The organism is Massilia sp. Root335 (genome assembly GCF_001425685.1).
Classification (GTDB): domain Bacteria; phylum Pseudomonadota; class Gammaproteobacteria; order Burkholderiales; family Burkholderiaceae_D; genus Telluria; species Telluria luteola.
In genome coordinates this window covers 291294-312337 of record NZ_LMCY01000003.1, presented here as the reverse complement: position 1 = coordinate 312337, position 21044 = coordinate 291294, and the positions used below count along the sequence as shown (strand labels likewise).

General features: G+C 69.5%; 16 protein-coding genes. 11 read left to right on the top strand and 5 right to left on the bottom strand.

What is annotated here, in order from left to right:
- The first annotated feature begins 48 nt into the window (after positions 1-48).
- Both ASC93_RS01770 and ASC93_RS01765 read left to right on the top strand, forming a co-directional pair.
- Complete coding sequence (locus ASC93_RS01770) at positions 49-2223, top strand: alpha-galactosidase (protein WP_056436040.1); 2175 nt, start codon at positions 49-51, stop codon at positions 2221-2223.
- The gene (locus ASC93_RS01765) at positions 2210-3724 is read left to right on the top strand and encodes a tryptophan halogenase family protein (protein WP_056436037.1); all 1515 of its coding nucleotides are present in this window, start codon (positions 2210-2212) and stop codon (positions 3722-3724) included. Before ASC93_RS01770 ends, ASC93_RS01765 begins: the two co-directional genes overlap by 14 nt.
- Before the next feature lie 101 nt (positions 3725-3825).
- Here the strand turns inward: ASC93_RS01765 and ASC93_RS01760 are convergent, their stop codons facing one another.
- From ASC93_RS01760 to ASC93_RS01750, 3 genes are read right to left on the bottom strand one after another with little or no spacing between them, the layout of a single operon-like run.
- Positions 3826-6189 carry an alpha-galactosidase gene (locus tag ASC93_RS01760; RefSeq protein ID WP_229412565.1) on the bottom strand — a complete coding sequence of 788 codons (2364 nt, stop codon included), beginning with the start codon at positions 6187-6189 and terminating at the stop codon, positions 3826-3828.
- Positions 6190-6203: 14 nt separating this feature from the next.
- Positions 6204-7160 carry a PfkB family carbohydrate kinase gene (locus tag ASC93_RS01755; RefSeq protein ID WP_229412564.1) on the bottom strand — a complete coding sequence of 319 codons (957 nt, stop codon included), beginning with the start codon at positions 7158-7160 and terminating at the stop codon, positions 6204-6206.
- A gap of 26 nt (positions 7161-7186) precedes the next feature.
- The gene (locus ASC93_RS01750) at positions 7187-8950 is read right to left on the bottom strand and encodes an alpha-amylase family glycosyl hydrolase (protein WP_056436035.1); all 1764 of its coding nucleotides are present in this window, start codon (positions 8948-8950) and stop codon (positions 7187-7189) included.
- 261 nt (positions 8951-9211) lie between these two features.
- Here ASC93_RS01750 and ASC93_RS01745 point away from each other — a divergent pair, with 261 nt between their 5' ends.
- Complete coding sequence (locus ASC93_RS01745) at positions 9212-9634, top strand: DoxX family protein (RefSeq protein WP_082547699.1); 423 nt, start codon at positions 9212-9214, stop codon at positions 9632-9634.
- A gap of 12 nt (positions 9635-9646) precedes the next feature.
- Here ASC93_RS01745 and ASC93_RS01740 read toward each other — a convergent pair whose 3' ends face one another.
- A complete protein-coding gene (locus tag ASC93_RS01740; RefSeq protein ID WP_056436033.1) occupies positions 9647-11128 on the bottom strand; it encodes an efflux transporter outer membrane subunit in 1482 nt (493 codons plus the stop codon).
- 90 nt (positions 11129-11218) lie between these two features.
- Here ASC93_RS01740 and ASC93_RS01735 point away from each other — a divergent pair, with 90 nt between their 5' ends.
- From ASC93_RS01735 to ASC93_RS01725, 3 genes are all read left to right on the top strand, one after another.
- Positions 11219-11836, top strand: coding sequence for a TetR/AcrR family transcriptional regulator (locus ASC93_RS01735; protein WP_056436031.1), 618 nt, complete (start codon positions 11219-11221; stop codon positions 11834-11836).
- 72 nt (positions 11837-11908) lie between these two features.
- Entirely contained in the window at positions 11909-13036 is a 1128-nt protein-coding gene (locus ASC93_RS01730) for an efflux RND transporter periplasmic adaptor subunit (RefSeq protein ID WP_056436028.1), read from the top strand.
- Positions 13033-16119, top strand: coding sequence for an efflux RND transporter permease subunit (locus tag ASC93_RS01725; protein ID WP_056436026.1), 3087 nt, complete (start codon positions 13033-13035; stop codon positions 16117-16119). The genes ASC93_RS01730 and ASC93_RS01725 overlap by 4 nt, the downstream gene beginning before the upstream one ends.
- Before the next feature lie 66 nt (positions 16120-16185).
- Here the strand turns inward: ASC93_RS01725 and ASC93_RS01720 are convergent, their stop codons facing one another.
- Positions 16186-17766: an isocitrate lyase gene (locus ASC93_RS01720; protein WP_056436870.1), complete on the bottom strand. Its 1581-nt coding sequence runs from the start codon at positions 17764-17766 to the stop codon at positions 16186-16188.
- Positions 17767-17875: 109 nt separating this feature from the next.
- Here ASC93_RS01720 and ASC93_RS30315 point away from each other — a divergent pair, with 109 nt between their 5' ends.
- The 5 genes from ASC93_RS30315 to ASC93_RS01700 all read left to right on the top strand — a co-directional run bounded on the left by ASC93_RS30315 (position 17876) and on the right by ASC93_RS01700 (position 20855).
- Complete coding sequence (locus ASC93_RS30315) at positions 17876-18262, top strand: hypothetical protein (RefSeq protein WP_157201707.1); 387 nt, start codon at positions 17876-17878, stop codon at positions 18260-18262.
- 18 nt (positions 18263-18280) lie between these two features.
- Entirely contained in the window at positions 18281-19222 is a 942-nt protein-coding gene (locus ASC93_RS01715) for a LysR family transcriptional regulator (RefSeq protein ID WP_056436024.1), read from the top strand.
- 109 nt (positions 19223-19331) lie between these two features.
- The gene (locus ASC93_RS01710) at positions 19332-20084 is read left to right on the top strand and encodes an SDR family NAD(P)-dependent oxidoreductase (RefSeq protein WP_056436022.1); all 753 of its coding nucleotides are present in this window, start codon (positions 19332-19334) and stop codon (positions 20082-20084) included.
- 25 nt (positions 20085-20109) lie between these two features.
- A complete protein-coding gene (locus ASC93_RS01705; RefSeq protein WP_056436019.1) occupies positions 20110-20319 on the top strand; it encodes a 4-oxalocrotonate tautomerase family protein in 210 nt (69 codons plus the stop codon).
- 98 nt (positions 20320-20417) lie between these two features.
- On the top strand, positions 20418-20855 hold the full coding sequence (locus tag ASC93_RS01700) for a DoxX family protein (RefSeq protein ID WP_056436017.1): 438 nt from the start codon (positions 20418-20420) through the stop codon (positions 20853-20855).
- The last annotated feature ends 189 nt before the right edge of the window (positions 20856-21044 follow it).

Here is a 21044-nt window from a genome sequence, read left to right as displayed (position 1 = left end):
CCACAGCCCGGACAGCGGGCGGCATTTCCATTTCCGGACTGGTCGAACATGTACGCGAACACACCCGATTCACCCGCCGATTACCTCGTCCTGCACGGCACCCACAGCTCGCTCGTGCTGGAACTGCATGCGGACGAAGCGCCGCTGTGGCGCTACTGGGGCCCGCGCCTGCCCGACGATGTCGTCCCCGGCGCCCCGCTGCGCGCGGGCCGGCCGCTGCCCAGCTTCATGCTCGACTTCGACCAGCCGTTGACCGTGCTGCCGACGTTCGGCGTCGGCTGGTTCGGGCAGAGCGCGCTGCTCGCGCACCGCGCCGGCACGGCGTTCGCGCAGGCGTTCACGGCCTGCACGGTGGAGTGGATCGAGCCTGGGCGCGCCGTCGTGCTGCGCCTGACGGACGACGCGGCGCAGCTGCGCGCCGACATCACCCTGCGCCTGGATGCCGCCAGCGACGTGCTGGTCGCGCGCACGGCGCTGACGAATCTCGGCACGACGCCGCTGGACGTGCAGTGGCTGGCGGCGCTGACCCTGCCGCTGCCCGGCGATTGCGCGGCGGTGCGGTCGTACGCGGGCCAGCACCTGCACGAATTCATGCTGCAGGTCGACCCGCTGTCGCGCAGCCTGTGGCGGCGCGAGAACCGGCGCGGCCGCACGTCGCACGACTGCTTTCCCGGCGCCGTCGTGTGCGCGCCGGGCGCGGGGGCCGACAGCGGCGCGGTCTACGGCGCCCATCTCGCCTGGTCGGGCAACCACCAGCAGACCATCGAATGGCTGCACGACGGCCAGTACCAGTGGCAGCTGGGCGAATGGCTGGCGCCGGGCGAAGGCTGGCTGGAACCGGGCCGCACGCTGCAGACGCCGGAGGTCGTGGCCTCGTTTTCGAACGCGGGTTTGAACGGCCTGGCCGCGAACTTCCACGCCGAGCTGCGCGCGCGCCTCGACTGGCCGGGCGGCCGCATGCGTCCCCGTCCCGTGCACCTGAACACGTGGGAAGGCTTTTATTTCGACGTGCATCCGGAACCCGTCAAGGCGCTGGCCAGCGCCGCGGCGCAGGTCGGCATCGAACGCTTCGTGCTCGACGACGGCTGGTTCCACGGCCGCCACCACGATCGTGCCGCCCTGGGCGACTGGTGGCCCGACGAAACCAAATTCCCCGACGGCCTGGGCGATCTCGTCGCGCACGTGAATCGGCTCGGCATGGAATTCGGTCTGTGGTTCGAACCGGAGATGATCAACCCGGACAGCGACCTGCATCGCGCCCATCCCGACTGGCCGCTGCAGCTCGCGGGCCGGCCGATGCTCACGGCGCGCAACCAGCTCGTGCTGGACATCGCCCGGCCCGAGGTGGCCGACTACCTGTTCGACAAGATATCGGGGCTGCTGGCCGCGCACCCGATCCGCTACATCAAGTGGGACCACAACCGCGACCTCACGACGGCCGGACTGCACGACGGCCGGCCGGGCTACCGCGCGCAGGTGCTGGCGTTCTACGCGCTGCTGGCGCGCCTGCGGGCCGCGCATCCGGACGTGGAAATCGAAAGTTGTTCCGGCGGCGGCGGGCGCATCGACTTCGCCGTGCTGCGCCACGCGCACCGCGTGTGGACGAGCGATTGCATCGATGCCGTGTCGAGGACGAGCATCCAGCGCGGCTTCCTGCAATTCTTCCCGCCCGAGATTATGGGCGCGCACGTGGGGACGGCGCCCGCGCACACGACGGGCCGCAGCCAGGCGATGGCCTTCCGCGCGGCCGTCGCCCTGCCGGGCCACCTGGGCGTGGAGCTCGACGTGCGCGCGCTGGGCGCGGCGGAGCAGGGCGAACTGGCGGCCTGGATCGCGCTGTACAAGCGGCTGCGCGACCGGCTGCACACGGGGCGCGTCTGGCTGGGCGAGGGGCAGGACGGCCTGCTGTGGCAGGCGCATGGCGATGCCGGCGACCTGCTGCTGTTCGTGGTCCGGCGCGAGCCGGGCACGCACCGCTACACGCCGCCGCTGCGCCTGGCCATGCTGGACGCCGGCGCGCGGTACCGCGTGACGGAGATCCGGCCCGACGGCGTTCCGGAGACGGGCCACCGCGCGCCCCTGCTGGATGCGATCGGCGGCGCGGACGGCGCCTCGTTCAGCGGCGCCTGGCTCGCCCACGCCGGCCTGCCCGTGCCGCGCGGCCAGGCGGAAACGGCGTGGATCGTGCGCCTGCAAAAGGAGGATCGCCATGACGGTCAATGACCGGAGGCTGCGCGGCATCGTCATCGTCGGCGGCGGCTCGGCGGGCTGGATGGCGGCGGCCGCCCTGTCGGCGGTGGTCAACGACGGTTGCACGGTCACGCTGATCGAGTCGGAAGAGATCGGGACCGTGGGCGTCGGCGAGGCGACCATCCCGCCCATCAAGGTCTTCAACCAGACGCTGGGCCTGGACGAAGCGGAATTCCTGCGCCGCACGCAGGGCACGTTCAAGCTGGGCATCGAATTCGTCGACTGGGCCAGGGTGGGGCGGCGCTACTTCCACCCGTTCGGCCCCCACGGCATGCAGTTCGACGCCGTGCCGCTGCACCAGTACTGGCTGCGCGGCCGCACGGCGCCCGGCGCGCCGGCGCTGGACGAGTATGCGATGGCGTGGGCCGCGGCCAGCCGCGGACGGTTCGACAAACCGTCGCGCGACCCGCGCCACATCGCGTCCACGTTCGACTACGCCTACCACTTCGACGCCGGCCTGTACGCGGCCTATCTGCGCGAGGTCGCGCAAGGACGCGGTGTGCGGCGGCTGGAAGGCAGGATCGTCGGCGTCGACCTGCGCGGCGCCGACGGCTTCGTCGAGGCGGTGCGGCTCGCGGACGGCCGGGCCGTCGCGGGCGACCTGTTCATCGACTGCTCGGGCTTTCGCGGCCTGCTGATCGAAGGCGCCCTGCACACGGGCTACGAGGACTGGAGCGATTTTCTGCCGTGCGACCGCGCCATGGCCGTGCCCAGCGCGCCGGATGGCGACCCCGCGCCGTACACGCGCTCGACGGCGCGCGCGGCCGGCTGGCAATGGAAGATCCCGTTGCAGCACCGGGTCGGCAACGGCTACGTCTATGCCGGCAAATACCTGTCGGACGACGAGGCGGCGGCCACGCTCCTCGCGAACCTGGATGGTCCGGCGCTCGCGGAACCGCGCGCGCTGCGCTTCGTGACGGGACGCCGCAAGCGCTTCTGGAACCGCAACGTCGTGGCGCTGGGCCTGGCGAGCGGCTTCATGGAACCGCTGGAGTCGACCAGCCTGCACCTCGTGCAATCGGGGATATCGCGCCTGCTCGCGCTGTTCCCCGACCGCGACTTCGACCCGTTCGTCATCGACGAATACAACCGGATCGGCGTCAACGAGTACGAGCGCATCCGCGATTTCCTGATCCTGCACTACAAGCTGACGGAACGCGCGGACACGCCGCTGTGGCGCGCCTGCGCCGCGATGGACATCCCGGACACGCTGGCGCGCAAGATCGAGCACTTCAGGCGCTACGGCCGGCTGGTGAGCGAGGGTCCGGAGCTGTTCGGGAACGCCAGCTGGCTCGCGGTGCACGTGGGGCAGCTCAACTGGCCGCAGCGCCACGATCCGCTGGCCGACCTGCGCGGCGTGGACGGCGCCGCGATGCTGGCGCGCCAGCGCGAGGCGATGGTGCGCGCGGCGGACGCGATGCCGACGCACGCGGATTTCATCGCGCGCTACTGCGCCGCGCCGCGCCGGCCATAGCCGTAGGGTGGGCAGCCCTCCGCCCACGCGTGACGTTTGCGCCGTGTTGGCGTCACGCGTGGGCACGTTTCGTTTGAGGCCCCCGGCCTCAAACGCCCACCCTACCGGCGCAGGTGCCAGGCCGTGCTGAGGAAGTCGGCGTTCATGGCGGGGAGGATCAGGCCCGCGTACATCAGCTGGTCGCCGCCGTATGCCTTGCCGTCCGCCGCGCAGACGTAGCGCGCGGCCGGATCGAGCCCGCGCAGGCGCAGCCAGTCCAGCGGCGCGTTCGCTTCCGCCAGCACGTGCACGTACACGACGAACGCTTCCGACTTGTCCTTCGCGACGACCATCCACGCCGTGTCATTGCCTTCGAACGGACTGCGCAAGCGATAGAAGTCGCCGAACTGGATCAGGCCCCGCAGCGCCTTGTACTGCGCCACCTGGCGCTTGATCTCGGCCTTGTCCTCCGGCCCCATCCTGGTCAGGTCGAGCTCATAGCCGAAATTGCCCGACATCGCCACGTCGCCGCGCGTGCGCAGCGGCGTGACGCGGCCGACCTGGTGGTTCGGCACGGCCGACACGTGGCTGCCCATGGCACTGAGCGGGTACACGAGGCTCGTCGCGTACTGGATGCGCAGGCGGCTGACGGCGTCCGAATTGTCGCTGGTCCAGGTCTGCGGCATGTAGTACAGCATGCCCGGATCGAAGCGGCCGCCGCCCGACGCGCAGCTTTCGAACAGCACGTTCGGGAAGCGGCTCGTCAGCGTTTCGAGGATGCCGTACAGGCCGAGCATGTAGCGGTGCGCCGTCTCGCGCTGCTGCGCGGGCGGCAGCAGGCTGGAACCGATCTCGCTCATGTTGCGGTTCATGTCCCACTTCACGTAGGCGACCGGCGCCGAGCGCAGCACGGCGCTGACGGCTTCCAGCACATGGGCGCACACGTCCTTGCGGCTCAGGTCCAGCACGAGCTGGTGGCGCTGCTCGGTGCGGTCGTGGCCGGGCACGTGCAGGCACCAGTCGGGGTGGGCGCGATACAGGTCGCTGTTCACGGAAATCATCTCGGGCTCGAACCACAGCCCGAACTGCATCCCCAGCCTGTTGACGCGCCCCGCGAGGTCGGCGAGGCCGGCCGGCAGCTTGCGCTTGTCGACGACCCAGTCGCCGAGCGAAGAGTGGTCGTCGTCGCGCTTGCCGAACCAGCCGTCGTCCAGCACGAACAATTCGATCCCGAGGTCGCTGCCCGCCCTGGCGATGGCTTCCAGCTTGGCCGCGTCGAAATTGAAGTAGGTCGCCTCCCAGTTGTTGATCAGGACCGGGCGGGTCTTGTCGCGGAAGGTGCCGCGCGCCAGCCGGCTGCGGTACAGCCCGTGATAGGTGCGCGACATCGTGCCGAGGCCCGCGGCGCTGTAGACCATCACCAGCTCCGGCGCCTGGAACGATTGGCCCGGTTCGAGCAGCCATTCGAAATCGAAGTCGTTGATGCCCATCGAGACGCGCGCCGTGCGGTACTGGCCGACCTCGACGCGGGCCGCGAAGCTGCCGCTGTAGACGAGGGAAAAGCCGTAGACGTCGCCGTGGTCTTCGCCGGCGCCCGGCGCGAGCAGCGCGATGAACGGATTGTGTTCCAGGCCGCTGGCGCCGCGCCGGCTCTCGATCCCTTGCATGCCCGGCTCCAGCCGGCGCCGGATCAATTCACGCTCGCGCGCCCAGTCGCCGGACAGGTGCAGCAGTTCGAAGTTCGCGTGCGGGAAGTCGACGGCGGCGCTGCAGGCGCGCGCCAGCCGCAGCGGCGCGTGGCCGTCGTTCGTGAAGCGCACCGAGCGCGCGATGGCGTCGTGGCCGGCGAATGCGGTGTAGCTGAGGATCGCCACGAGGCCGGACGGCGCGTCGCGGAGCGTGATTTCCAGCGTCGCCGCTTCGCCATCGCCTTCGACGTAGGTGGCGGGCAGCCCTTCCAGCCGGGGCTTGCCGGCGACGATGCGGTGGCTCACATAACGCAGATCGGTGACCGTCGTGCCGTTGGCGAGCCTGGCCTGGTAGGCCGGATGGCGGAAGTCGCCGGTGCCGTAGCCGGGGAATTCCTGCGGCTGCGTATTCGGCGAAAAATCGCGGTCGCCGAGGTCCGCACGGGCCGGCGCGACGGCGTCCTCGTGGCCGTTGCGCATGCCGGGCCAGGATGCCGAATGCAGGCGGCGGCCCCAGTACACGTGGGCCGGCATGCCGCCCGCGAGCACCTGCAGGATGTAGCTGGTGGACGGCGTGCGCAGGTGGAAGGTCCGCTGCTGCGCATCGTACGTGATCGTTGCCGCGTCGGATACGCCGGATGCGCCGGCCGCGCCGCCGGCGGGCGCGGGCTGGCCCGTATCCGCCAGCGCAGCGCGCGCGTTGACCGCGCCGAGGCCCGCGAGCATCGCTTGCAGGACGGTGCGGCGGCGGGGCCGCGCGGGTCCGGTGGGTAGAGTCGTCGTTGTGATCTGGTCCATGCAGTGTCCTCGTGTCAGGCGGCGAGCCAGCGCTCGATGAAGGGGCGATAGAAGTCCAGGCCGGATGGTACCGCACCTGCGATGCAGCACGCGGCGCCGGCGAATTCGTTGGCGCGCACGAGCGTCTCGCCCAGCGGCCAGCCGCGCGCGCGGCCGACCAGGAACACGGCGGAAAACGCGTCGCCCGCGCCGACCGTGTCGACCAGGGCGCCGGGCATGCGCGCCGGCGGCGCCTCGACGAAGGCGCCGTCCGCGCCGAAGAACACGGCGCCGCGCGCGCCCAGCGTGACGATCAGCCCTTGCAGGTTGAAGATCCGCAGCAGCGTGGCGCAGGCGCTCTGCGCTTCGGCGTCGCGCATGTCGTCCGTGGACGGGCGCAGGTGGGTGTACCAGCCGAACAGGTCCTGCAATTCCTCTTCGTTGACCTTGACGACGTCGGCCGCGTGCAGCGAGCGGTACACGCAGCGTTCCGTGACGTGGCCCGCGCGCACGTTCAGGTCGAGGTAGCGCAGCGCGGTGTCGGCTTCCAGCAGCCGGGCGAGGGTGCGCTGCGATTGCGGCGCGCGCTGTGCCAGCGTGCCGAAATACAGCATGCCCGGCGCGGCCGCGGCGACGGCGGCCAGCGCGGGACCGGCCTCGATCGCGTCATACGCCTGGTCTTCCAGGATCGTGAAGCGGTGGCTGCCGCCGTCCGCGCTGCGCTCGACGAGCACGCGGCCGGTCGGCCGTTCCGCGTCGGCCTGCACGCCGGCGAGGTCCATGCCGAAGCGCGCGCAGTCGGCGCGCACGCGGCCGCCGTTCGCATCGTCGCCGACCCGGGTCAGCATCAGCACGGCCTGGCCGAAGGCCGCCAGGTGCCGCGCCACGTTGAACGGGGCGCCGCCCAGCACCTGGTGGTCGCCGAAATCGTCGACCAGCGCTTCGCCGAACACGGCGATCGTTCGTCTCGAGTGGTCCATCTCCATCCCCATCTTTATCTCCATCCTCGTTGTCGTTGTCAGATCAAGGGTTCGCCGCTCTCGCGGTCCAGCCAGACGCACTCCCACGGGCGCAGGACATGGCCGCCCGGCGCCGCCACGGCGCGGTCCGAAAAGTTGAACAGGCCCAGGAAGCGCGTGCCGCGGGCCAGCGCGAGCAGGGCCGGATCGGACGTCTCCAGCGCCGTGCACGGCACGCCGGCGGCGAGATCCGGATGCCGGCTGCGCAACGCGATCAGGCGCCGCAGGCCGTGGTAGATCGGCCCCGCGGCGGCGTCGGTGGGAAACGCGGCGCGCTGCACCCAGCGGCTGTCGTGCGCGCGGGCGGGATCGAGGAGGTAGCCGTGGTCGTTGACCATGCCCAGTTCATCCCCCATGTACAGCATCGGCAGGCCGCCGAAGGCCAGCGCCAGCGCGTGCAGCAGCAGTACGCGGCGGACGGCGGCCTCGGGGTCGCCATGCCGCAATCCGCACAGCGAGGCCGCGGTGCCGTTCGTCGCCAGGCTGCCCTGGAACGCGACGCCGTCGGCGAAGCCGCGCGCGCCGTTGTAGAAATCGGCGACGGCCGCCAGCCGGCCGATGTCGCCCGCCTCGGGCAGCAGGTGCTTCCAGCCGATGTCGTCGTGGCAGCGCACATAGGTGAGCCAGCTGGTATGCGGCGGCAGCGCCGGCGTGCCGTCGACGACGGCGCGCACGAGCCGCGCGTCCTGCTCGGCCAGCGCGGCCCATCCGGCCGTCATCAACGTGCTGTGGTAGGCGAGGTGGCACTCGGGCGCGTCGGCCGTGCCGAAGTAGGCGGGGAGTGCGCGCGTCGGTACGATCGCTTCCGCCTTCAACAGCACGCCGGGCGCCGCGATGGCGACGAGGGCGCGCAGCGCCTGCAGCAACGTGTGGGCCTCGGGCTGGTTCATGCAGTCGGTGCCGAGGCGCTTCCACAGGAACGCCGTGGAATCGAGCCGGAAGACTTCGATGCCGCGATTCGCGAGCCGCAGCAGCGCCAGGGCCACCGCCGCGAACAGCGCCGGGTTGGCGTAGTTCAGGTCCCACTGGAACGGATAGAACGTCGTCCAGACCCAGCCGCCCATCTCCGCATCGAACGTGAAGTTGCCGGGGGCGGCCTCGGGGAACACCTGGCCCAGCGTGCGCTCGTAGGCGTCGGCCTGGTCCCGTTCCGGCAGCACGTGGAAGAAGCCGCGCAGGCGCGCGTCGCCGGCGCGGGCACCGGCGGCCCATGGGTGGTCGTCGGCGACGTGGTTCAGGATCAGGTCCGAGCACAGCGAGATGCCGGCCGCGCGCAGGCGGGCCGCGAGATCCTCCAGGTCGTCCATGGTGCCCAGGCGCGGATCGACGTCGTCGAAGCTGGCCACGGCGAAGCCGCCGTCGCTCTCGCCGGTGCGCGGCTTCAGGAAGGGCAGCAGGTGCAGATACGTCACGCCCAGCTCGCGCAAATGCGGGATGCGGGCCGCGACGCCGCGCAGGTCGCCGCCGAAACGGTCGACGTACGCGCTGTAGCCCAGCATGGCCGGGGCGCAGAACCAGTCGGGCTGCCGTTCGCGCGTGGCGTCGAGCGCCTGCAGCGCCGCGGGACGCGCGGCCATCAGGCGCCCGACTTCGGCCAGCAGCGCGGCATACCACGCGTCGTGGCCGGGCAGGTGGCCGTACAGGCGCTGCAGGCGTTCGCGCAGGATGCCTTCGTGGCGATCGAACCGCCGTTGCAGGGTGTCGTGGAGCCCGGCAGGCAGTGCGTCCAGCATGGCGGAAAACGGATCGGACATCGTGGTCATGGAACTCGCATCAAGAATTGGATGGGCAAGAGGGGCGCGCATCGACGGTGTGGCAATTATTTCCTAAAAAAGAAATAATTACAATCGATTGCAATGCGTATTGCACGAAGAATTATGTAAGAGAGCGTGCTATGTGGCGTTTTTAATGCAAACGATTGCATGCGGCGCCGGCGAAATTGCCGGGCTGATATCGTGCGATGCACGGTCCGGCGTACAATCCACCCGACGGTACGTACGAGCGTCTACTTACGAGGAGTTGCCATGGAAACGACGAAGCGCATTCCCGCGACGGGCGACGCGGGCAGGCTTGTCCTGCGCGTGGTGCTGGCGGTCCTGCTGCTGTTTCACGGCGTGTCGAAGGTCATCGGCGGCGTCGGTTTCGTCACCGGCATGCTCGCGAAGGTGGGCCTGCCGGCCGGCCTGGGCTACCTGGTCTATATCGGCGAGGTGGTCGCGCCGGCGCTGATCCTGGTCGGCCTGTTCACGCGGGCCGCCGCGCTGATCGTCGTCGTCAACATGATCGTGGCGCTGCTGCTGGTCCACACGGGCCAGTTCTTCTCGCTGTCGGACACGGGCGGATGGGCGCTCGAGCTGCAGGGGATGTACCTGGGCAGCGCGGTGGCGCTGGCCCTGCTCGGGGCGGGGCGCTACAGCATCGGCGGGGCGGGCGGCCGCTGGAATTGACGGCCTGGCGGTTCAGCGGGCACGGGCCGGCTGCAGGGCCGCCACGTTGTCCATGCCCGTCGGCGTGAGGTCCGGCTCCCAGCCGCCGCCGAGCGCCTTGTAGGCCGCCACCGCGGCGCGTGCCGCATTCGTCTGCGCCTCGGCGCGGGCGTCGGCCGTTTGCAGCAGGGTCTCGTCGGCGCGCAGCACGTCGATCAGGCTCGCGGCACCCCGCCGGTAGGCCGCGAACGACGACGCGCGCGAACGCGCGAGCGCATCCTCGCCGCGCACGAGGACGGCCGTCTGCCGCGTGCGGTTGGCCAGGGCCGAGAAGGCGTTCTCGACGTCTTCCGTCGCATGCAGCACGGCGAGGCGGTAGGCGGCGAGCGACTCCGCTTCGCGGCCTCTTGCCTGGGCGATTTGCGCGTCGATCCGGCCGAAGTCGAACAGCCGCCACCGCACGCCGAGCACGGCCGCGCCCTGGCTGGCGCCGCCGCTGAACAGGTTGCCGCTCGACAGGGTCGTCGCGCTGCCGAGCAATGTCCCGAGCGACACGTGCGGATAGTATTCCGCCATCGCCGCGCCGATGCGCGCATTCCCGGCGGCCACGCGGCGCTCGGCGGCGATCAGGTCGGGCCGGCGCTGCAGCAGGTCGGCGGGCGAGCCCATCGCACCGATGGCCGGCACCGACGGGATGGCGGCCGGCGCCCGCAACGCGTCGCGATGCGTGCCGGGCGGCGTGCCGAGCATGACGTCCAGCGCGTTCAGCGCCGCATCGAGGCCGGCCTGGAGCGCGGGCACGCCGGCCTCGGCCTGCGCCAGCTCGCCTTCCGACTGGCGCACCTGGTATTCGGGCGCCACGCCCTTGTCGTGCAACAGCCCGACCTTGGCGAGCAGATCGCGGCGCGTCCGCACCTGGCGCTGCGCGATGTCGAGGCGGGCCTGCAGGCCGCGGATGCTGATATAGATGTCCGCCGTCTGCGCCGCGACGGCGAGCCGGGCGGCGACGGCATCTGCCTTCGATGCCTGGTAGTCGGCCAGCGCCGCCTCGCGGCCGCGGCGCAGGCCGCCGGACAGATCGATTTCCCAGCTTGCCGCGACGTTCGCGTCGTAGGCGTTGCCCCACCGGTCAGTGCCGGGCGTCGCGGCGAGGACACGCCCGAGCGGAGTCTCGGCGGACTGGTACGCGCGCGCGGCGGAGCCGGTGACGGTCCCGGACGGCAGCAGCGCCGCGTTGGCCGCGCCCAGTCCGGCCCGCGCCTGGGCCACCCGGTCGGCGGCCTGGGCCAGGTCGAGGTTCCGCGCCAGCGCCTCGGCAACGAAATCCGCCAGTTGCGGGTCGCCGAACGCATGCCACCACGCCGCCAGTTCCGTTGCCGGCCTCTGCGGGACACCGGCCTGGCCGAGGTAGTGGTCCGGGAGGGGCGCCTCCGGACGCCGGTAGTCGGGGCCGACGGCGCAGCCTGTCGCCGCGGTGGCAATCGCGGCTGCCGTGAGCAAGCGGATCGGGAACATGGAGTATCCTTCGAAATATGGTGACTAGTGACCATAATACGCATTAGTCACATTTTGTCAAACTCCCGAGCTACGCGTTAAGCTATCGCCATGAACAAACCTGCCCACACCGCACCCCCGACCCGGGGCCCGTCCGATCACGATGTCCGTACCCAGATCGTCGCGGCCGCCACCGAGTACTTCGCCCGCTACGGCTATGAAAAGACGACCGTGTCGGACCTCGCCAAGGAGATCGGCTTCTCGAAGGCGTACATCTATAAATTTTTCGACTCGAAGCAGGCGATCGGCGAAGTCATCTGCACCAACCGCCTCGACGACATGCGACGCGCCGTCGACGCCGCCATCGTGGATGCCGCGAGCGCCTCGGACCGCTTCCGCCGCATGTTCCGGGCGTTCGTCGACGCGGGGACGCAGCTTTTCTTCGGCGACCGCAAGCTGTACGACATCGCGGCAACGGCCGCCCTCGAGCCCTGGCCGTCCGTGCGCGCCTACGAGCGCTACGTCGAGGAACTCGTCGTGCGGATCGTCAGGGAAGGGCGCGAGTCCGGCGAATTCGAACGCAAGACGCCGCTGGACGAGACGGCGAACGCCATCTGCCTCGTCATGAAGCCCTATATCAGTCCCTTGCTGCTCCAATACAACCTGGACGGCGCCCAGGACGCGACCGTGCACCTGTCCAACCTCGTCCTCAGGAGCCTCGCGCCATAATTCATCGATGTGACCATTGACTTATTTGGTCACTGGTATAAAAATGGGGGCTTTCTTGCCAAAGGAGCTCCCATGTCCATTCGCCCACGGGGTACGCATCTGATGTATGCGTTACCGCTCATCCTGGCGGCGTGCGGCGACAAGCCGCCTGCCGATCCGCGCACGGCGGCACCGCTGGTCGAGACCGTAGTCGTCCAGGGCGCATCGTCCACCGCGCTGTCGTTCTCCGGCATCGTCGGCGCGCGCGTCCAGAGCGATCTGGGCTTTCGCGTGCCCGGCAAGGTCGTGCAACGCCTCGTCGACGTCGGCCAGACCGTCCGCCGCGGCCAGCCCCTGATGCGCATCGACCCGATCGACCTCGCCCTGCAGGCCCGGGCCCAGGCCGAGTCCGTCGCGGCCGCCCGCGCCCGCGCGCGCCAGGCGGGCGACGACGAAGCCCGCTACCGCGACCTGGTGGCGGAAGGCGCCGTGTCGGCGTCGGCATACGAGCAGCTCAAGGCCGCGGCCGACTCGGCCAAGGCGGCGTTGCGCGCGGCCGAGGCCCAGTACGACGTCGCCCGCAACGCGGCCGGCTATGCGCTGCTCGTGGCGGATGCGGATGGCGTCGTCGTCGACACGCTGGCGGAACCGGGCCAGGTCGTCGGTGCCGGACAGACCGTCGTGCGCCTCGCCCACGCCGGCCCGCGCGAGGCGGTCATCCATCTGCCCGAGACGGTGCGCCCCCGCATCGGCACGCAGGCGCAAGCCACGCTGTATGGCGGGCAGGGCGGCGGCCTCGCCAGGCTCAGGCAGCTTGCCGACGCGGCCGACCGCGTCACGCGCACATACGAGGCGAAATACGTGCTCGACGGACCGCTGGCCGACGCGCCGCTCGGGGCGACCGTGACCCTGCGCCTGGACGGGAACGGCGCGGACACGGCCAAGGCGCTGCAGGTCCCGGCCGCGGCGGTCCTGGACGCCGGCAAGGGCAGCGGGGTCTGGGCCGTGGCGGGCAATCCGGCGCAGGTGACGTGGCGCCGCGTCGACGTGCTCGCGATCGGCGACGACATGGCCCGCGTGCGGGGCGACCTGAAGGCCGGCGAGCGCGTGGTCGCGCTGGGTGCCCATCTGCTGCACGAGGGTGAGAAGGTGCGCGCCAGGGCGGACGTCGACCGCGCGCCGCAGCAGGTGGCCGCCGCCGCGCCGGGAGGCGTGCGATGAGCCGCTTCAACCTGTCGGCGCTGGCCGTGCGCGAACGGTCCGTCACGCTGTTTCTCATCCTGCTCGTCTCGCTGGCGGGCGTGCTGGCCTTTTTGAAGCTGGGCCGCGCGGAAGATCCGCCTTTCACGGTGAAGCAGCTGACGGTGATTACGGCCTGGCCCGGGGCCACCGCCCAGGAGATGCAGGACCAGGTGGCGGAGCCGCTCGAAAAGCGCATGCAGGAATTGCGCTACTACGACCGCGCGGAAACCTATACCCGTCCGGGCCTCGCGTTCACGACGGTCACGCTGCTCGACAGCACGCCGCCGTCCGCCGTGCCGGACCAGTTCTACCAGGCCCGCAAGAAGCTGCAGGATGTGCAGGGAACGCTGCCGGGCGGCGTCATCGGCCCGATGGTGAACGATGAATTCGCCGACGTCACGTTCGCGCTGTACGCGCTGAAGGCGCGGGGCAAGCCCGCGCGCCTGCTCGCGCGCGATGCCGAGACCTTGCGCCAGCGGCTGCTGCACGTGGCCGGCGTCAAGAAGGTCAACATCATCGGCGAGCAGGCGGAGCGCATCTTCGTGTCGTTCTCGCACGACCGCCTCGCCACGCTCGGCATCGCCCCGCAGGAGATCTTCGCGGCGCTGAACGCGCGCAACGTGCTGACGCCGGCCGGTTCGATCGAGACGAAGGGCGCGCAGGTCTTCGTGCGCGTGGACGGCGCCTACGACGAACTGCAGAAGATCCGCGACACGCCCGTCGCGAGCCAGGGCCGTACCTTGAAGCTGTCCGACATCGCGACGGTGGAGCGCGGCTACGAGGACCCGGCCACGTTCCTCATCCGGAACAACGGCGAGCCGGCGCTGCTGCTGGGCGTCGTCATGCGCGACGGCTGGAACGGGCTGGACCTGGGCAAGGCGCTGGATGCCGAGGTCGCGTCCATCAACAAGGACGTCCCGCTGGGCATGAGCCTGACGAAAGTGACCGACCAGGCCGTGAACATCAGCGGCGCCGTCGATGAATTCATGGTCAAGTTCTTCGTCGCGCTCCTCGTCGTGATGGTCGTCTGTTTCCTCAGCATGGGCTGGCGCGTGGGGCTCGTCGTCGCGACGGCCGTGCCGCTGACGCTGGCCGCCGTGTTCGTCGTCATGGCGGCGACGGGCAAGAACTTCGACCGCATCACGCTCGGCTCCCTGATCCTCGCACTGGGCCTGCTCGTCGACGACGCCATCATCGCCATCGAAATGATGGTCGTGAAGATGGAAGAGGGCTACGACCGCGTGCAGGCATCGGCGTATGCGTGGAGCCACACGGCGGCGCCGATGCTGTCCGGCACCCTCGTCACGGCCATCGGCTTCATGCCGAACGGCTTCGCGAAATCCACGGCGGGCGAATACACGAGCAATATGTTCTGGATCGTGGGCATCGCGCTGGTGACGTCGTGGATCGTCGCCGTCGTGTTCACGCCCTACCTGGGCGTGAAGCTGCTGCCGGCGATACCGAAGGTCGAAGGAGGTCATCATGCCATCTATGACACGCCCAATTACAACCGGTTCCGGCGCCTGCTGGGCACCGTGATCCGGCGCAAATGGCTGGTCGCGCTGATCGTGATCGGCACGTTCGTGCTGGCGGGCGCCGGCATGGCCGTCGTGAAAAAGCAGTTCTTCCCGACGTCCGACCGTCCCGAAGTGCTGGTCGAGGTCCAGATGCCCTATGGGACGTCGATCGAGCGGACGTCGGCGGCGACGGCGCGGGTCGAGGCGTGGCTCGCCCGGCAGAAGGAAGCGCGCACCGTCACGGCCTACGTCGGACAGGGCGCGCCGCGTTTCTACCTGGCGATGGCGCCCGAGCTGCCCGACCCGTCGTTCGCCAAGATCGTGATCCGCACCGACGGCGAAGCGGAGCGCGAGGCGCTCAAGCTGCGCCTGCGCGCGGCCGTCGCCGATGGCCTGGCGCCGGCCGCGCGGGTGCGCGTCACCCAGCTCGTGTTCGGCCCGTACTCGCCGTATCCGGTGGCGTTCCGCCTGTCCGGCCCCGATCCGGACACGCTGCGCGCCATCGCGGACAAGGTCGAAGCCGTGCTGCGCGCCAGCCCGCAGATGCGCACCGTGAACACCGACTGGGGCACCCGCGTGCCGACCTTGCATTTCACCCTCGACCAGGACCGCCTGCAAGCCGTCGGCCTGACGTCGGCCAGCGTGGCGCAGCAGCTGCAATTCCTGTTGAGCGGGATTCCCGTCACGACGGTGCGCGAGGACATCCGGTCGGTGCAGGTGGTCGCGCGCGCGGCCGGCGCCGCGCGCCTGGACCCGGCCCGGATCAATGCCTTCACGCTCGTGGGCGCGGCCGGGCAGCGCATTCCGCTGGCGCAGGTCGGCGTCGTCGACGTCCGTCCGGAAGCGCCGGTGCTGCGCCGCCGCGACCGCGTACCGACGATCACGATCCGCGGCGACATCGCGGAAGGCCTGCAGCCGCCGGACGTGTCGGTGGCGATGGAGAAGGCGCTGCAGCCCGTCGCCGCCGCGCTGCCCGCCGGCTACCACCTGACGATGGCGGGGTCGATCGAGGAGGCCGGCAAGGCGAACGCCGCCCTGTTGCCGCTGTTTCCGGTCATGCTCGCGTTCACCCTGCTGATCATCATCTTCCAGGTGCGCTCGATCGCGTCGATGGTGATGGTGTTCGCGACCAGCCCGCTCGGCCTGATCGGCGTCGTGCCGACCTTGCTGCTGTTCCGCCAGCCGTTCGGCATCAATGCGCTCGTCGGCCTCGTGGCGCTGTCCGGCATCCTGATGCGCAACACGCTGATCCTGATCGGGCAGATCGACCACAACCGGGCGGAAGGACTCGGCCCGTTCGACGCGGTCGTCGAAGCGACGGTGCAGCGGGCGCGGCCCGTCATCCTGACGGCGCTGGCGGCGATGCTCGCCTTCATTCCGCTGACCCATTCCGTGTTCTGGGGCACGCTGGCCTACACGCTGATCGGCGGCACGTTCGCGGGCACGATCATGACGCTCGTGTTCCTGCCGGCCATGTACGCGATCTGGTTCAAGATCGTGCCGGCCGCCGAGCGGACGCCTGAACTGGCGGCTGCCGCGGCCTGAGGGCGGTAAAAAAAAAGCCCGGGCGGGCCGGAAGGCCGCGCCCGGGCTGTTTGCAGCGAGAACCGGTCAGAACTGGTTCATGGTGTTGTGCTTGCCGCCGGCCTTCAGCGCGGCCTCGCCGCTGAAGTAGTCCTTGTGGTCGTCGCCGATGTCCGAACCGGACATGTTCTGGTGCTTGACGCAGGCGATGCCCTGGCGGATTTCCTTGCGCTGCACGCCGGCCACGTAGCCCAGCATGCCCTGGTTGCCGAAGTAGTCCTTGGCCAGGTTGTCGGTCGACAGGGCGGCCGTGTGGTACGTCGGCAGCGTGATCAGGTGGTGGAAGATGCCCGCGTCGCGTGCCGCGTCGGCCTGGAAGGTGCGGATACGCTCGTCGGCGACCTTCGCGAGGATCGAGTCGTCGTACTCGGCGCTCATCAGGTGCGCGCGGTCGTAGGCCGAGACGTCTTCGCCGCGGTCCTTCATGCCGTCGTACACCTGCTGGCGGAAGTTCAGGGTCCAGTTGAACGACGGGCTGTTGTTGTACACGAGCTTCGCGTTCGGGACGACCTTGCGGATTTCCTTCACCATGCCGCCGATCTGGCCGATGTGCGGCTTCTCGGTTTCGATCCACAGCAGGTCGGCGCCGTTCTGCAGCGAGGTGATGCAGTCGAGCACGCAGCGCGCTTCGCCGGTCCCTTCGCGGAACTGGAACAGGTTGCTGGGCAGGCGCTTCGGACGCAGCAGCTTGCCGCCGCGCTGGATCACGACGTCGCCGTTCGCCAGCGCCGTCGGTGCCACTTCTTCCACGTCCAGGAAGCTGTTGTACTGGTCGCCCAGGTCGCCCGGCTCGCGGGTCACGGCGATCTGCTTGGTCAGGCCGGCGCCCAGCGAGTCGGTACGGGCCACGATGACGCCGTCGTCCACGCCCAGTTCGAGGAAGGCGTAGCGCACGGCGCGGATCTTGGCCAGGAAGTCCTCGTGCGGGACCGTGACCTTGCCGTCCTGGTGGCCGCACTGCTTTTCGTCCGACACCTGGTTCTCGAGCTGGATGCAGCAGGCGCCCGCTTCGATCATCTGCTTGGCCAGCAGGTACGTCGCTTCCGCGTTGCCGAAGCCGGCGTCGATGTCGGCGATGATGGGCACGACGTGGGTCACGAAGTTGTCGATCTTGTCCTGGATGGCGGCGCGGGCGGCGCCTTCGGCGTTGTCCAGCTGGCGGAACAGGCCGCCCAGTTCACGCGCGTCGGCCTGGCGCAGGAAGGTGTACAGCTCCTTGATCAGGGCCGGGACCGCGGTCTTTTCGTGCATCGACTGGTCCGGCAGCGGGCCGAATTCCGAGCGCAGCGCGGCGATCATCCAGCCCGACAGGTACAGGTAGCGGCGGTCGGTGTTGTTGAAGTGCTTCTTGATCGAGATGAGCTTCTGCTGGCCGATGAAACCGTGCCAGCAGCCCAGCGACTGCGTGTACTGGGACGGATCGGCGTCGTAGTTCGCCATGTCGCGGCGCATGATGGCCGCCGTGTAGCGGGCGATGTCGAGGCCGGTCTTGAAGCGGTTCTGGGCGCGCATGCGGGCCGCGGATTCGGGATTGATGGCATCCCAGCCGCTGCCGTAGCGCTGCTTGAGGGTGGCGATGGCCTGGATATCGTTTTGGTACTCGGACATGTCGAACTCCATGAAAAGTGAATCGAAGTGGGTGAATCGCATGGGTTCATCATAAGAGATCTGTGTGCATGGATCTTCTGTCTTATATAAGACATAGAACTAAAAATACATGAGTGAATTCAATGGGTTAAGACTATCGTTCCGCAATGCGGCAAGCAATTTTGCGGACTGGAATATTCGGACGGTTTTTCTGAGGGCCGAAATCCCACATCGTGGAACGGTATTCAGCCGAGTGAAAAATGCCGGGATCGGCCTGCGCGACATGCAGGGCGAAATGGATGGGCGAAAAAAAAGCCCGCTGTTTGGCGGGCTTGAATCTATTTTCTTGGAGGAAGATAGAGGAGACAGGAAGCATGATGCTGCATTGCGTCATTTCCGTCCAATGATGAGTGGTGATAGCAGTCATCCGGATGGCGCATGTCTCCCCGATGCCGCAGGGAATGATGATGCGATCAGGCCGGCTGGTATGATGCCCCCGTATCGATACACCATGTAATGAATCGGGAGCGCACCGGTGAGCCGCCAATTCGACGACATCCTGCTCGGCAGCATCGAGCTGTTCTGCTCCGCCGCGGAACTGGGCAGCTTCACGGCCGCGGCGACGGCGGCCGCGGTCACGCCGGCCGCCGTCAGCCGGGCCGTGTCGCGGCTCGAAGCGCGCCTCGGCGTGCGGCTGTTCGTGCGGACGACGCGCACCCTGAACCTGACCGAAGCGGGCCGCGAGTACTTCGACCAGTGCCGCCAGGCGCTGGCCCGGCTGGTCGAGGCCGAGCGGGCCGTCACCGGGCGCCAGAGCGCGCCGTCCGGCCTGCTGCGCATCAGCATGCCCACGCCCTATGGCCACTACCGCGTGCTGCCGCTGCTGCCGGCGTTCACGCGCCGCTATCCGGACGTGAAGGTCGATTTCCACCTCAGCAACCGCAACATCGATTTCGGCGACGAAGGCTTCGACCTCGCGATCCGCGGCCGCGCGCCGGCCGATTCGACGATGATCGCGCGCGCGCTGGAAGACGCGGAGCTGGTCGTCGTCGCGGCGCCCGCGTACCTGAAGCGCGCGGGCACGCCCGCGACGCCGGACGCGCTGCGCGACCACAACTGCATCCAGTTCGCGCTGCCCAGCACGGGCCGCAACATCCCCTGGCTGTTCAAGGCGGACGGCGAGGACGTCGAACTGCCGACCAACGGCCTGTACGGCTGCGCCGAGGACATCCTGGGCGCCGTGACCCTCGCGCGCGCGGGCGGCGGCATCTTCCAGACCTACCGCTTCATCGTCGACGCCGACATCCGGGCGGGCGATCTCGTGGAACTGCTGCCGGCCCACGGCGGCCGCACGCGTCCGTTCTGCCTCATCTATCCGCACAACCGCCACGCGCCGCTGCGCGTGCGCGCCTTCGTCGATTTCCTCGTCGAGCACCTGCGCGGCCCGCGCCCTGCCGGCAAGCGATTCATTACATGATGTATCGATTGTCTTTCTTGAACCCATCTTTTTCCACGTTCGGCTTGTTCCTATAGTTGTCTCCATGGACGGCGCAACCGGCGCCGCCCGGACAACCAAGGAGAAGAGCATGAACGCAGCAGCACATCGACGTCGTACGGTCGTCATCACGGGCGCCTCGAGCGGCATCGGCCTCGCGCTGGCCCGCGCCTACCTGGAGCGGGGCGACAACGTCGTCGGCAATGCCCGCGGCGCGGCGCGCCTGGACGCCGCGGCGGCCCAGCTGGGCAACCCGGCCAACTTCGCCGGCGTCGCCGGCGACGTCGCCGACCCGGCCACCGCAGAGGCCCTGTTCGCGACGGCGATCGCCCGCTTCGGCCAGGTCGACATCCTGATCAACAACGCCGGCATCTTCACGGCGAAGCCGTTCCACACCTACACGCCGGAAGAAGTCGACCGCCTCGTCGACACGAACCTGAAAGGCTTCTTCTACCCGTCGCAACAGGCCGCGGCGCACATGGCGGCCCGTGGCGACGGCCATATCGTGACGATCACGGCCAGCATCGCCGTGCAGCCGAACGCCAGGGTGCCGGCCCTGCTGCCGGTGCTCGTGAAAGGTGGCCTGAACAGCGCGACCCGCGCGCTGGCGCTGGAACTGGCGGCGCACGGCGTCAAGGTGTCCGCCGTCGCGCCGGGCATCATCGAGACGCCGCTGCACGCCGACTACGAAGGCACGCGCGCCTTCTACAACACGCTGGCGCCGAGCGGCACGACCGGCACGACGGACGACGTCGTCGACGCCGTGCTGTATTTGACGGACGCCCGCTTCACGAGCGGCGTCGTGCTGGGCGTGGACGGCGGCGCGACCGCGGGCACGTGGTGACCGGCGCAGCGACAAGGAGACGAGCATGCCCTACATCCTCATCCAGGTGACCGACGACGGCGTCACGAAGGAACAAAAGGACGCCCTGATCGCCGGCGCGACCGACCTCATGGTGAACGTCTTGAACAAGGATCCGGAAGCCACGTTCGTCGTCATCGACGAAGTGAACCCGGACAACTGGGGGCACGGCGGCGAGGCCGTGAGCAGGCGCCGCCGGCGCGCGGCTGCCGGCTAGCACGTTGCCCGCGCAGACGTATCCATCGAAAGACGGAGCCGCAATCGGGGGCGCGGGTGTAGATTCGGGCGATCCGAATCCACCGCAAAGGAATACCCATGACGACTCCCGATCTCGACCTCACCCGCGCCCCCGCCGCGCGCGCCGCATCCGCGCCGGCCTTCGACCACACGGTGCGCACGGCCGGGCGGATGCTCGTCGGCGTGCTGTTCCTGTGGGCCGGCATCGACAAGGTGACGGGCTGGCAGGGCGCGCTGCAGGAAGTGGTGGCGGGCGGACTTCCGGCGCCCACCTCGATGCTGGCGCTGACGATCCTGCTGCAGGTGGCGGGCGGCGCGGCGATCGTCGCGGGACGCTGGCTGCGGCCGAGCTGCTGGGCGCTGGCCGGGTTCACGGCGCTGGCGACGGTGCTGTATCACGGCTTCTGGCACGCGGCCGGCGCGGCGCGGCACGCGGAGCTGATTCCGTTCATGGAGCACGTGTGCATCGTGGGCGGGTTGCTGGTGGTGTCGACGCTGGAGACCCGGCGCGGCTGACCGTCGCGTCGACGGCTTGCCGTCCACGCGTCCGACGTCCGCCGGCGCGGACGCGATTCATTCCACGGCACGTATCACCGCGTGGGCGGAGGCCGCCCACCCTACCCAATATGCCGCATCCCGTAGGGTGGGCACCCCGTGCCCACGCGATTCAATCCGCCGACGCGGGCCGCAACGCCGCCGCATCCC